11 protein-coding genes and 1 pseudogene are annotated in these 12,386 nt (G+C 72.1%); 2 read left to right on the top strand and 10 right to left on the bottom strand.

Annotated elements, in window-relative coordinates; all coding sequences use genetic code 11:
* Positions 1-50 precede the first annotated feature (50 nt).
* Both ACFHWU_RS25235 and mtfM read right to left on the bottom strand, forming a co-directional pair.
* Positions 51-680 carry an FABP family protein gene (locus tag ACFHWU_RS25235; protein WP_416569396.1) on the bottom strand — a complete coding sequence of 210 codons (630 nt, stop codon included), beginning with the start codon at positions 678-680 and terminating at the stop codon, positions 51-53.
* A gap of 15 nt (positions 681-695) precedes the next feature.
* Positions 696-800 carry a small membrane protein MtfM gene (gene mtfM / locus ACFHWU_RS25230; protein WP_278171721.1) on the bottom strand — a complete coding sequence of 35 codons (105 nt, stop codon included), beginning with the start codon at positions 798-800 and terminating at the stop codon, positions 696-698.
* 25 nt (positions 801-825) lie between these two features.
* Here mtfM and ACFHWU_RS25225 point away from each other — a divergent pair, with 25 nt between their 5' ends.
* Positions 826-1,191: a DsrE family protein gene (locus tag ACFHWU_RS25225; protein ID WP_416551843.1), complete on the top strand. Its 366-nt coding sequence runs from the start codon at positions 826-828 to the stop codon at positions 1,189-1,191.
* 58 nt (positions 1,192-1,249) lie between these two features.
* Here ACFHWU_RS25225 and ACFHWU_RS25220 read toward each other — a convergent pair whose 3' ends face one another.
* Together ACFHWU_RS25220 and ACFHWU_RS25215 are read right to left on the bottom strand one after the other, a co-directional pair.
* Positions 1,250-2,224 (bottom strand): hypothetical protein, encoded by a 975-nt coding sequence (locus tag ACFHWU_RS25220; protein ID WP_416591796.1) that lies wholly within the window; start codon positions 2,222-2,224, stop codon positions 1,250-1,252.
* 270 nt (positions 2,225-2,494) lie between these two features.
* Positions 2,495-3,010 (bottom strand): annotated as a pseudogene (locus ACFHWU_RS25215) (helix-turn-helix domain-containing protein); the annotation flags it as partial.
* 375 nt (positions 3,011-3,385) lie between these two features.
* Here ACFHWU_RS25215 and ACFHWU_RS25210 point away from each other — a divergent pair.
* Entirely contained in the window at positions 3,386-7,822 is a 4,437-nt protein-coding gene (locus ACFHWU_RS25210; RefSeq protein WP_416591795.1) for a S8 family serine peptidase, read from the top strand.
* Between the two features lie 104 nt (positions 7,823-7,926).
* Here the strand turns inward: ACFHWU_RS25210 and ACFHWU_RS25205 are convergent, their stop codons facing one another.
* The 6 genes from ACFHWU_RS25205 to ACFHWU_RS25180 form a co-directional block, all read right to left on the bottom strand.
* Entirely contained in the window at positions 7,927-8,361 is a 435-nt protein-coding gene (locus ACFHWU_RS25205; protein ID WP_416591794.1) for a lamin tail domain-containing protein, read from the bottom strand.
* Positions 8,362-8,752: 391 nt separating this feature from the next.
* Positions 8,753-9,094: a DUF1416 domain-containing protein gene (locus ACFHWU_RS25200; protein WP_416551847.1), complete on the bottom strand. Its 342-nt coding sequence runs from the start codon at positions 9,092-9,094 to the stop codon at positions 8,753-8,755.
* 2 nt (positions 9,095-9,096) lie between these two features.
* On the bottom strand, positions 9,097-9,945 hold the full coding sequence (locus ACFHWU_RS25195) for a sulfurtransferase (protein ID WP_278171731.1): 849 nt from the start codon (positions 9,943-9,945) through the stop codon (positions 9,097-9,099).
* A 223-nt stretch (positions 9,946-10,168) separates the two neighbouring features.
* The gene (locus ACFHWU_RS25190; protein ID WP_416552081.1) at positions 10,169-10,264 is read right to left on the bottom strand and encodes an Ms5788A family Cys-rich leader peptide; all 96 of its coding nucleotides are present in this window, start codon (positions 10,262-10,264) and stop codon (positions 10,169-10,171) included.
* 98 nt (positions 10,265-10,362) lie between these two features.
* Complete coding sequence (locus ACFHWU_RS25185; RefSeq protein ID WP_416551848.1) at positions 10,363-11,175, bottom strand: DUF2993 domain-containing protein; 813 nt, start codon at positions 11,173-11,175, stop codon at positions 10,363-10,365.
* A gap of 113 nt (positions 11,176-11,288) precedes the next feature.
* Positions 11,289-12,131: a hypothetical protein gene (locus ACFHWU_RS25180; RefSeq protein WP_416551849.1), complete on the bottom strand. Its 843-nt coding sequence runs from the start codon at positions 12,129-12,131 to the stop codon at positions 11,289-11,291.
* Positions 12,132-12,386 lie beyond the last annotated feature (255 nt).

Below are 12,386 nucleotides of genomic sequence, written 5' to 3'. Positions count from 1 at the left end.
TCCTATCGCCGCCGTCTCCGTGGCCGGCCCGACTCCGTGGCCGGCCCGGATCAGCCGCCGACCCGGATCAGCCGGGCGGACAGGTGCGGGGACAGCGGCTGACCGACGGCGGCCATTTCCTGGGCGTACAGCAGCGCCCCCTCGACAATGCCGAACAGCCGGTGGCCGCCGGTGACCTCCTTGGCGGTACCGGTACGCACCACGGCGTCGGTGGCCAACTCGACCTGCACCCCGGTGACCCGACCCAGGTAGAGCTCCATCACCCCGGTCGGGGTCATCATCGTCGCCTCCAGCTCACCGGTGGCCCGGCCGTCGGCGTCGGTGACCACCCGCCACCAGCCGAGTTCGCGACCGACCGGGCGCACCGGGCGGGACTGCTCGTCGAGCAGCCAGGCCCGCGACTCGTACTGCAGGAACGGCCGGCCGTCGTGGCTGATCCGGATTTCCTGCGCGTAGTCGAAGTCCTCGATCGTCGGGTAGCCGCCGCGTCCCCGCCCACGCCACACCCCGATGTACGGCAGCAGCGCGTTCAACGCCGGATGCAGCTTCGGGCCGACCCGCAGGTCGTGGCTCTCCTCAAACGGGTACGGGTCGACCGGCGGGGCGTCCAGCCACGGCGGCCGGACCGGGTTCTCCTCGGTGCTCGGCTGTCCCGCTCCGGACGCGCTACTCGCGCTCATCGGTCCTCCGCTTTCTCACCAGCGTCCACGGCAGATGCGGACCGCGAGGTAGACCAGGCCACCGGCGAGCGCGCCGAAGCCTGCCACCAGCAGGCTGACGAACCCGATCTCGGTAACCATGACAAGGCCATCCTATGCTGGCCGCATGGCTCGCATTCTCGTCGTAAAGGCGACCGCCGGCTCGGACGAGCCGGAGCGGTGCGCCCAGGCGTTCACCGTAGCGGGCACCGCCGCCGCGGCCGGCGTCGAGGTCTCCCTCTGGCTGACCGGTGAGTCGGCGTGGTTCGGGCTGCCCGGCCGAGCCGCCGAGTTCGACCTGCCGCATTCGGCGCCGCTGCCCGACCTGCTGGACGTGGTGCTGGCCAGCGGCGGTCGGGTGACGGTCTGTACGCAGTGCGCGGCCCGCCGCAGGTTCGGCCCGGACGATGTGCTGCCGGGGGTACGGATCGCCGGGGCGGCGGTCTTCGTCGAAGAGATCATGGCCGACGGCGTCCAGGCGCTCGTCTACTGACCGGGCTTCTACTGATCGGGTCGGCAGCCGACGACGGATCAGCGGCTGGCCGACGGGATCAGCAGGTGAAGTCGGTGACGGCGATCCAGACGTCGTCGCCGTCGAGCCGCACCACGGTGCCCTTGGTGCCGTATCGGTGGACGAACAGCGGTGCCTGATCGGAGACGACGGTGGCGCGCGACATGGTGAAGCCGAGCGACGCCCACTCGTCGGACTCCGCGGTGCTGGCCGCAGTCAGCGCGTAGCTGCTGAGCTGTCCGTCGCCGTCGGGACAGGCCAGTTCCACCGACGACGCGGCCCGTACGTCGGCCACCCCGAAGGCGCCCGTCAGCACTTCGGCGTGGCTGCGCGGGGTCGGGCCGACGGTGGCGCCCGGCCGGGGGTCAGCGGGCGCGGGCCGGGACCCGTCGGATGCCGGTCGGCAGCCGGTGCTGATCCGCAGCTGCACCACGCCGTCGCGGATCAGTTCGCCGCGGACCGCGACGAAATCACCGGCGTCGGCGCCTAGCCGCGACCGACCGGTGGTGGCGTCGTGCCGGGCTATCGCGGCGTAGCTGGCCGGGAGCCGGCGGGCGATCCGGTCGAGCAACGCCGGGCCGGCGTCGGGCGCCGTGTAGGCGGTGAGCACCCGGGTCAGTTCGGCGCCGGGTCGCATCAGGGTGATCCGGCAGCCCTCGGTGATCTGCTCCTCGGCCAGCACCACCACGCCGGCGTCGCCGACCGCAGCGGTCAGGTCGATCGCCGCCCGGTCGGCGACCGGCCGGGCCTGCCCGATGTCGCGCTGCTCGCGGACGGTCGGGCTGTCGTCCCGCTGGGACTGCACGGCCAGGCCGAACAGCAGCACGCTCCAGGCGACCGCGGCGGCCGCCAGCCACCACCGCCACCACCGACGCACCGGGCTCTGACCAGCGGCGCTGGCCGGCACGGCGACGGCTGACGGTACGGCGACAACCGGCGGTCCCGACGGCGGCGGGACCCGCGCGGCCGGGTGTGCCGGCGGGGCGGCCGGGGTCGCGGGCGGGTCGTCAGTCACCCGGCCATCGTGCCAGGCACCGGCCAGGGCAGCCGGCACACCCGGCCGCCGCCCTAACGCCGGCCGCCCCGGTAGCGGTCAGCAGCCGACCTCGACCGGCCAGCCGATCCGCTGCTCCGGCAGCTCCCGATCCGACCCGTCCCAGCCGGGCTCGTCCGGCACATCCTGGTGGACCGGCTCGTCGCGAGCGGCTGCATCGTCACGGACCGCGCCGTCGCCGGCCAGGTCGTCCCGCCGGTGACCGGCCGGGTCCGGTCCCGCCGCCGATGCGCCGAAGTTGTCCGGTGCGCTCGACGCGAGCCGGTAGCCGACGCCCCGTACGGTCTGGATCTCCAGGCCGCCGCCGGCGCCGCGCAACTTGCGGCGCAACCGTTTCACGGCCGAATGCAGGATGGCCGTGTCGCCGAGATAGGCCCCGCCCCAGACCGAGCCGAAGAGCCGTTCGTAGGTCCAGACCACCACCGGTGGGGTGGCCAGCCGGGCCAGCAACTCCCGTTCCAGCCGGGTCAGCGTTAACAGCTCACCCCGCCAGGTGACGAGATGGCCGGGCACGTCGACGACGAGGTCGCCGAGCACGACCGGCGCCGCCGGCTCCGGGTCCTCTGCCGGCACGGGCGGGAACAGCATCGCCCGTAACTCGGCCAGATCAGTACAGATGACTACCGTGCCGCAGTCGTCAAGGCGTCTCACGACGCGCTCACGGACGGCTACGTCAGCGGTGACACACACGACCAGTGGCACCTCACCGTTGACCACCGCACTCCTCCCCAGGTTGCTGCGTGTCATCAGACAACGCCGTTTAGTCGCCGGAGTCAACAGCGCCAGTCACCGATACCACTGCAGCCCGACGCTCGACCGTGTGTTGCCCGGGTACTGCCTGAAAACTGCCCAACAGACCCCATTGATCACTAACGCCGCCCACTAAAACATGACTCGTAGCCGCCGTGCGAAAACTATCCGTAGAGCACTGCCCGCACGCGACTTGGGCGGATTTCGGGCTTTCCGGTCCGCTGATCCCGAGGTCCGGCGAGTACGGACCGCCTACGAGCATGGGGGGACCGCGTGGTCGACCTGCCCCGCCGCCGAACCGGACGACACGATAGTGACCGCAGCACCGCCCGCCGCCGGGTCCACGGCGGCCCGGGCCGGCTAGTGCACCGGATGTTCACCGCCGGGCTGGTCACCCTGCTCGCGGTGACCGCCCAACCCGCCGCCGCGACCGCCGCACCCGGTACCGGCCCGGTCGACGGGTCGGCCACCGCGCCGATCAGCGCCGAACTCGCCGCCGAACTGGACCGGGACGGCACCGTCGAGTTCATGGTCTACCTACGCGACCGCGCCGACCTGTCCGGCGCGGCCGACGCCGCCAGCGCCGGAATACCGGCCGGTGACCGTCGCGCCGACGCCCGGGCCGAGGCTGTGTACCACGAGTTGACCACCACGGCCCAGCGCAGCCAGCAGAGCCTGCGCAAACTGCTCGACGGGCGGAAGGCCGGCTACACCGCGTACTGGATCGCCAACGCGGTCCGGGTCACCGGCGACCGGGACCTGGCCGACCGGATCGCCGCCCTGCCCCAGGTGCAGCAGCTCGAACCAGCTCGCAGCTACCCGCTGCTCACCCCGGAACCAGCCGAACCGGTGCCGCCGGTCGGCGACGACGCCGGCACCACCGCCGTCGAGTGGAACATCGACGACGTCCGAGCGCCGCAGGTCTGGTCCGAATTCGGCACCAGCGGCGACGGGATCGTCGTGGCCACCATCGACAGCGGCGTCGAGTTCGACCACCCGGCACTGGCCGCCAGTTACCGGGGAGCCGGCACCGGCGGCTACGACCACGACTACAACTGGTTCGACCCGACCGGCATCTGCCCGGCCGGGACCCCCTGTGACAACAACGGTCACGGCACCCACGTCACCGGCACCATGACCGGCGACGACGGCGGCGACAACCAGACCGGGGTGGCACCCGGTGCCCGCTGGATCGCTGCCAAGGGCTGCGAGGTCACCAACTGCTCCGACGCGTCGCTGCTGGCCGCCGGCCAGTGGGTGCTCGCCCCGACCGACACCTCGGGCGCGAATCCCCGGCCGGAGCTTCGCCCCGACGTGGTCAACAACTCGTGGGGCGGCGGACAGGCCGACCCGTGGTACCGGCAGACCGTCGACGCCTGGATCGCCGCCGGCATCTTCCCGGCCTTCGCCATCGGCAATGAGGGACCGGGCTGCGGCACCGCCAGCTCCCCCGGCGACTACCCGCAGGCGTACGCGGCCGGCAACTACGACGTCGACCACCGGATCGCCGCCCGGTCCAGCCGGGGCGCCTCGCTGGTCGACGGATCGGTCAAGCCGAACATCGCCGCGCCCGGCACCGCGGTCCGCTCCAGCGTCCCCGGTGGCGGGTACGCGGCGTACAGCGGCACCTCGATGGCCTCCCCGCACGTCGCCGCCACCGTCGCGCTGGCCTGGTCGGCGGCGCCGACCCTGCACGGCGACATCGCCGCCACCCGGGCACTGCTGGACGGCACCGCGATCGACACCAACGACACCAGTTGCGGCGGCGCCGCCGCCAACAACAACAACTTCGGAGAGGGACGACTCGACGCGTACGCCGCCGTCGAGGCCGCCCCGCGCGGACCCGCCGGCCGGGTGACCGGCGTGGTCACCGGCGACGGCGACCCGCTGCCCGGCGCCACCGTCTCCACCGGCGACCGCAGCGTCACCACCGGCGCCGACGGCGGCTACTGGCTGACCCTGCCGACCGGCGAGCACACCATCACCGCCAGCGCGTTCGGTTACCAGTCGACGAGCACTACGGTCACGGTCGCCGAGGACGGCACCGTCGAGCAGGACTTCGACCTGGCCGCCACCACCCTGGTCACGCTCAGCGGCCGGGTCACCGACGCGGCCGGCCACGGCTGGCCGCTCTACGCCCGGGTCGAGGTCGACGGGCGATCCGAGACGGCCACCTACACCGATCCGGCATCCGGCCGCTACACGCTGACCGTGCCCGGCGGCACCGCCGTGACGCTGGTCGCCACGGCGACGCTCGCCGGATACCAGCCGGCCCGGGTGGAGGTGCCGGCCGGGGAGACCGACCGCACCGTGCACCTGGCGGTGCCGGTCACCGCCGAGTGTGTCACCCCCGGGTACGGGGCCAGCTTCGGCGACCCGGTGCTCGCCGAGAGCTTCCCGACCGCCGACACCCCGGACGGCTGGTCGGTGGTGAACCGAACCGACGGCGGCGGTTGGGAGTTCACCGACATCGGTTCGCGGGGCAACCTGACCGGTGGTGACGGCGGCTTCGCCAACATCGACAGTGACGCGCTCGGCGCCGGTGCGGTCCAGGACACCGACCTGGTCACCCCGACGCTGGACCTGTCCGGAGCGGACGCGCCGTACCTGCGGTTCGCCAGCGACTGGCGGGCGGTGGGACTCAGCGACAGCGCCGAGATCGGTGTCTCGGTCGACGGCGGCGCCAGCTGGACCACCGTGTGGCAGTACACCACCAGCCGGCGCGGGCCGCGCACCGAGGAGATCCCGCTGACCTCGGTGGCCGGTGCCGACGAGGTGCTGATCCGGTTCCGCTTCCAGGGCAGCTACGCCTGGTGGTGGCAGGTCGACGACGTCGAGGTGGTCGACCGGAGCTGCACCCCGCTGCCCGGTGGCCTGCTGGTCGGCAACACCACCGACCACAACACCGGGGCCGCGCTGAACGGGGTCACGGTGGCCAGCGCCACCGACCCGACGGTACGGGCGGTCTCCGCCGCCACGCCGGACGACCCGGCCCTGCCCGACGGCTTCTACCAGCTCTTCTCGCCGCTGGTCGGCGAGCAGGAGTTCACCGCGACGCGGGCGCCGTACCAGGTGCGGAGCCGGACGGTGACGGTGGTCGCCGACCGGGCCCGCCGGGCCGACTTCTCGGTCAAGGCCGGCCGGCTGACGATCAGCCCGACCAGCCCGGTGGTGTCCCACCAGCCCTACGGCAGCACCCGCAAGGCCAAGGTGACGGTGACCAACACCGGCAGCGCGCCGGCCGAGGTCGAGATGCTGGCCGGCGACGGTGGGTTCAGTCTGCTGGCCGGCGACGGCGCCCCCCTGACCGAGCACAAGGTGAAGGGGGTCAGCAAGGCCTGGCGGGGTCCGGCGTACGGTGCCCCGGCCGGCGCCGCGCCGACCCGGATCACCGCCGCGTCGGCTGCTGCCGGGGCCGCGACGGCCGCCGATGCCTGGACGCGGGCCCCGGACCACCCGACCGCGATCTTCGACAACGCGGCCGCCACGCTCGACGGCAAGGTCTACTCGGTCGGCGGTGGCAGCACCACCGGCACCGAGCAGGACGCCTGGGTCTACGATCCGGTCACCGACGCCTGGAGCGCCCTGCCCGACCTGCCGACGGCCCGCAGCAAGCCGGTGCTCGCCGCGGGCGGCGGCAAGCTGTACCTGTTTGGCGGATGGGGTGCCGGTGGGACTCCGGTGGCGAGCGTCGACGTGTTCGACCCGGCTGCCGGGACGTGGGCCACGCTGTCCGGGGTGACCAACCCCGCGCCACGGGCCGCGGCCGGGTCCGCCGTCATCGGCGGCACGATCTATCTGATCGGCGGCTGCATCGACAGCACCTGCACCGACTCGCGTACGGTGCTGGCGTTCGACACCGGCACCGGCACGTTCCGGTCCCGGGCCGATTATCCGGTCGCCGCGTCCTGGCTGGCCTGCGGCGGGATCGGTGAGCAGGCCTACTGCGCCGGTGGTGCCGGCACCGTCGAGTACCGGTCGACGTACGCCTATGATCCGGCCGCTGACGCCTGGAGCCCGTTGCCGGACCTGCCGCTCGATCTGTGGGGCGGGCAGTACGCAGCGGCCGGTGGCCTGCTGGTGATCGCCGGCGGCGTCACCGGGGCGTCGACCACGGTGACGAACCGTACGGTCGGCTTCGACCCGGCCGCCGGTGAGTGGCGGGACCTGCCGAACACCGAGTTCGCCCGGTACCGGGGTGCCGGTGCCTGTGGAGCGTACAAGGTCGGTGGATCACCGAGCTCGTTCGTCGGTTCGGCACAGGTGGAGGTGCTCGCCGGGCTGGAACTGTGCGGCGCCGCGGCCGATCTGCCATGGCTGGTCACCGATCCAGGCAGTTTCACCCTGGCCCCCGGCGCCTCCCGGACGGTCACCGTCACGCTGGCGGCGACCGCCGAGGCCGGCGTGGACCAGCCCGGCCGGTACGCCGCGACCCTCGGGCTGCGGTCCGACGCCCCGTACCCGGTGGGTCAGGTGGACGTGCAGATGAACGTCTCGCCGCCGGCGTCCTGGGCGAAGGTGCAGGGCACGGTCACCGGGATCAGCTGCGCCGGGGTCGAGGTCGGGGTGGCCGGGGCGACGATCCGGCTGAACTCGCTGACCGATCCGGGCACCGGCTACACGCTGCGCACCGGCGCCGATGGCGGGTACGCGTACTGGCTGCCACGCGGACAGTACGAGATCATCACCGCGAAGGACGGCTGGGTGCCGCAGGCCCGACAGGAACGGCTGCCGGCCGGGATCGTCACCACGGTCGACAGCGTGCTCGAACTGGTCGATCCCTGCCCGGCCCGCCTCGGTGGAATCTGACCGGGTGACCGGACCGGTCGACGGCGTGTCTGACCGATGGTGAGAACGGGTGCCGGGCCAGCCCAGCTCTGGCCCGGCACCCGCCGGCGGTCAACCCGGAATCATTACGGGTTGACCGGGCATCGCACCCAGTCCCGGCCCTTCACATACGACCAGGAGCAGGTGTGTACGGAGTGGCCTTTACGGTTCCGCAGGGATGCCTTGTCACCGTCGAAATCCCACACGAAACCAGCCGTGTTCCAGTAGACGGTCCGCGCGGTGTCGTCACCGGCACCAGAACGCAGCCACACCCGGCCACCTTTCCCAGGAATGACGACGTCGCCGAATCGGTAAGTCCGGCCGTTCCTGTTGTGCACCGTGTAGCCCCGCAGGTTGATCGCTTCCTTACCCCGGTTTACCAGTTGCAGCCATTCCCGGTTCGCGAACGTCCCGCTGCCGTCGTTGACGCCGTTCGGGTGGTATTGGACGCTGTGCACCCGCAGGCTGGTTGCAGCGCTAGCAGGTGCGGCGATGGTCATCGAGGTGACCAGCCCCAGCATCGCCGCAGTCAGGACACCGACAGTCTTTCGCATGATTCCCCCATGGGATGAGCAATTCTCGCAGGCATCGGAAGAACCAAAATCCGATTCGCCGTACGCCCGCAACCGCCAGGGAAAATTGTGGGCGACGGGCCGCCCATTCACCAGAGAGTGACGTCATCAAGTCAGTTCGTTCTGCCGCACCGTCATGTCGGGCGCTGTTGACTTGTCGGCGTGGCCACCCGCCGGAGTGATCAGGGTGACGCCGTCGGTCGGCCGTTTCCGCTGTCCGCGAGGCGACAGGAAGTACCGACGGCGGGAAATGTGCCGCCAATGTCGGTCATAAAGCCGACAGGCCGCCGCCCCGGAACGAGTTCCGGGGCGGCGGCCTGTCGTCGGGTCGGGCCGGGTGTCAGCTGCCGACGGTCACCGACACCTCGTTGACTCCCTGGGTGGCGGTCACCGAGGTGTCGCCGTTGCCGTGCCGGGACAGTGCCCGCAGGGTCCAGCTACCCGGTGCGGCGAAGAACCGGAACTGGCCGGCCGGCGAGGTCACCACCTCGGCGGTGAACTCGCCGGTGGCGTCCAGCAGCCGGACGTACGCGCCGGCCACGGCCTCGCCGTCGGCGGACCGCACGGTGCCGGTGATCACGGTCTCCTTGGCCAGGTCGACGCTGGCCGGCAGCGGTGCCGCCTGGTCCGGGGCGGCGCAGCCCGCCGCGGTCGCGGCGTTCGGTGTGGTCGCAGCGGTCATCGTCACGCCTTCCCGGGCTCGTCGCCGAGCACCACCGGCACGCCGATCAGCGAGCCGTACTCGGTCCAGGACCCGTCGTAGTTCTTCACGTTGGAGTGCCCGAGCAGTTCCTTGAGCACGAACCAGGTATGCGAGGAACGCTCGCCGATCCGGCAGTACGCGATGGTGTCCTTGCCGTCTTCGAGGCCGGCCTCGGCGTACAGGGCGCGCAGCTCGTCGTCGGACTTGAAGGTGCCGTCCTCGTTGGCGGCCTTGGACCACGGCACGTTGACCGCGGTCGGGATGTGCCCGGCCCGCTGCGCCTGCTCCTGCGGCAGGTGGGCGGGGGCGAGCAACCGGCCGGCGAACTCGTCGGGCGAGCGGACGTCGACCAGGTTCTGGGTGCCGATCGCGGCCACCACTTCGTCGCGGAACGCCCGGATGGAGCTGTCCGGCTCCTGGGCGACGTACTGGGTGGCCGGGCGGGCGACCACCTCGGTGGTCAGCGGGCGGGCATCGAGCTCCCACTTCTTGCGGCCGCCGTCGAGCAGCTTGACGTCGCGGTGGCCGTACAGCTTGAAGTACCAGTACGCGTACGCGGCGAACCAGTTGTTGTTGCCGCCATAGAGCACCACGACGTCGTCGTTGCCGATGCCCCGCTCGGACAGCAGCGCCTCGAACTGCGACTTGTTGATGAAGTCGCGGCGTACCGGGTCCTGCAGGTCGGTCTTCCAGTCGATCTTGACCGCGCCGGCGATGTGCCCACCGTCGTACGCGGAGGTGTCCTCGTCGACCTCGACGAAGACGACGCCCGGGGCGTCGAGGTTCTTCTCGGCCCAGTCGGCCGAAACGAGTGCGGTGTCGCGACTCATCAGATCACTCCCTGGTTGGTCTCCCCCTTGCCCGGCGGGCCGCCGGTGCGGAGGATGCGGATCGGTGGCGAGTCCACGCCGCAGGTTGTCGCACCTGTGCGGGACCCTGGAGGACGGATCACGGACGTGCGACGGCGCCGCTGCCGGGCGATGGTGAGAATTCTTCGGCGCTGGTCACCGACCACAGAAGGGGTCGACGACAGTCCGCCGGGTCAGCCCGCCGTCAGAGGACCGGGCGACACAGGCAGGTGGCCACACGGCACAGGTCGACCGCGCGCCGCTTGGTGAGGAACTTCCCCATGGGGCCGAAGCTTACCAGCCTGTTTCCGGACGGTCACCGATCCGACCACGCAATGGGACATCCGCGGGTTGAGACCTACGCCACCCCCGCCGGAGACGGTCAGCCGAGCAGGTTGGTCAGCCGAATGCGCTCAGCGGCACATCGGTGGCGGTGACGGTGACGGCGAGGCCGGCCGGCGTCACCGCCACCTCCTGCAGGTCGAGCTGGAACGGCAGGGCGGGCAGCGGCACCGCGATGGACAACTGCTGGGCGTAGGCCTCGACGAACCCGCGGGCCGCCTCGTCGCCGGGCAGCCCTTCGGCGACGAGTTCGTCGAAGCGCAGCAGCACCTCGCCCTGGGCGACCTCCAGGTCCGCGGTACCGGTCAGGGTGACCTGCTGACCGAGGATGTCTACCGGGGCGGTAACGCCGAGCCGTCCGTCCTGTTCGGACAACTCCACGCCGGGCTGCTCGATCAACTGGACGATACTGTCGTAGGAGACCGTGGCGGTGCCCTGCACGGTCTCTGCGGTGACCTCACCCTGCCCGGTGCGCAGCGTCTCCAACGGCGCCTGTACGCCCCGCGCGTCGACGTCGAGGGTGGGCAGCCGCACGCTGTTGCCGTTGACCGCCGCCGACACGTCGCGCAACACGATCGAGACCGACTGGTAGCGGCCGGTGGCGACCTGGCTGAGGAACGGGAACCCGCCGATCGAGACCTCCGGCTCGGAGGATTCGATGTCCTGCCCGGCCACCTGCTGGCGAACCTGGTCAGCGACCGCCCGCTCGGCGTAGGCGACGGCGACCCGGTCGGCGACGACCAGTACCAGCGCCAGAACGAGCAGCAGCACCGCGACGACGGCCAGCAGCCGGCGCGTTCGTCGGCCCGGTTGCCGCCGAGGACGCGACCGGCGGACCGGTTCCTCCTGGTACGCCGGATAGGTCGACACTGTGCCTCCTCGGCTGCGGACGAATGCGCCGTACCGTATCTACCCGACCTGAATACGGCTCACCCGGCACCGGCCCGAACGGTCAGCTGCCTCACCCTGACCGACCCGGCGCCTCAGTTGAAGATCAGCACACCGAGGGCGTAGGACAGCGGCGCGGCGAGGGCGAACCCGCCGAGCGGTCCCTGCATGTGCCGGGCCACCCACATGGTCGGCGGTTCCCCGGCCATCTGCCGGCTGGCCTCGGCGTAGCCGGTGGCCAGATCGACCAGGACCGCCGCGCTGGCCGCGACCAGGCCGACCAGGGCTGCGGTGACCGGGGTGAAGCCGACCACGTAGATGCCGAGCACCGCGCTGGCCAGCGTGCCGACCATGGCACCGAGCACCACGCCGGTGGCGCCCCGGGGCACCTGCGGGGCAAGCCGCGGCCGGGCCACCACCGCGTCGGTGAGCCGGGCGGTCATCAGGGCGATGCCGGTGCCCGCCAGCGCCACCACGATGGTCTGGGTACCACCGAGCTGCAGCCGGCTGAGCACGATCAGGGTGGCGAAGGCGACCACTCCGACGACGATCTGCAACGTGGCACCGAGCGACTCGGTGACCCTCGTGCGGTCTGCCGGCCGGATCAGCTGGGCGAGCACCGCGACGACGAAGCCGCCTGCCGCGGCGTACCCGACCGGGGCCAGCGACGCGACGGTCGGCAGCAACGCTCCGATGTCGGCGGCGGCCGCGGCCAACAGGCTCACCCCGCCGATGACCGGCATCGCCGGCGGCCGGATCGCCAACGTCCAGGAAATCACGAAGAGCAGTTGTACGCCGAAGACGACGATGGTGAACGGGGTGCGGGCCAGCCCTGGCCCGGCGGTCTGCCCACCGAAGATCAGCCCCAGGGCCAGCAGCACGGAGAACCCGGCCACGGTGAGCGAGATGGTCCGGCTGACCGGCACCGGCGCCGACATGGACCGGCTGCTGACGGTTTCCTGCTCCCCGGTGCGGTCCGGCCGGTCCGCCGCGCCCGACGGACCGGCGGCCTCCCCGGCCGCAGCGGCCGCACCGCCGGGAGCGGGCGCGTGGCCCGGGGCAGGTGCCGGAGCCCGACCAGGGGCCGGGCCGGGAGCAGGTGCCCGGCCCGGCACCGGCGCGGCCGCCCGACCGGGACCGGGTGCCCGACCGGGAGCGGGACCGGGTGCCCGACCGGGAGCGGGACCGGGTGC

It is taken from the genome of Micromonospora sp. LOL_015 (assembly GCF_048060275.1).
Taxonomy (GTDB): domain Bacteria; phylum Actinomycetota; class Actinomycetes; order Mycobacteriales; family Micromonosporaceae; genus Micromonospora_E.
The sequence above is the reverse complement of the archived record's forward strand: the minus strand, read 5'-3'. Positions and strand labels throughout refer to the sequence as shown.

Bases quoted from the DNA above. Each gene is read 5' to 3' on its own strand.
- ACFHWU_RS25235 (WP_416569396.1), bottom strand. From the start codon at position 680: ATGAGCGCGAGTAGCGCGTCCGGAGCGGGACAGCCGAGCACCGAGGAG.
- mtfM (WP_278171721.1), bottom strand. From the start codon at position 800: ATGGTTACCGAGATCGGGTTCGTCAGCCTGCTGGTGGCAGGCTTCGGC.
- ACFHWU_RS25225 (WP_416551843.1), top strand. From the start codon at position 826: ATGGCTCGCATTCTCGTCGTAAAGGCGACCGCCGGCTCGGACGAGCCG.
- ACFHWU_RS25210 (WP_416591795.1), top strand. From the start codon at position 3,386: ATGTTCACCGCCGGGCTGGTCACCCTGCTCGCGGTGACCGCCCAACCC.
- ACFHWU_RS25205 (WP_416591794.1), bottom strand. From the start codon at position 8,361: ATGCTGGGGCTGGTCACCTCGATGACCATCGCCGCACCTGCTAGCGCT.
- ACFHWU_RS25200 (WP_416551847.1), bottom strand. From the start codon at position 9,094: ATGACCGCTGCGACCACACCGAACGCCGCGACCGCGGCGGGCTGCGCC.
- ACFHWU_RS25195 (WP_278171731.1), bottom strand. From the start codon at position 9,945: ATGAGTCGCGACACCGCACTCGTTTCGGCCGACTGGGCCGAGAAGAAC.
- ACFHWU_RS25180 (WP_416551849.1), bottom strand. From the start codon at position 12,131: ATGTCGGCGCCGGTGCCGGTCAGCCGGACCATCTCGCTCACCGTGGCC.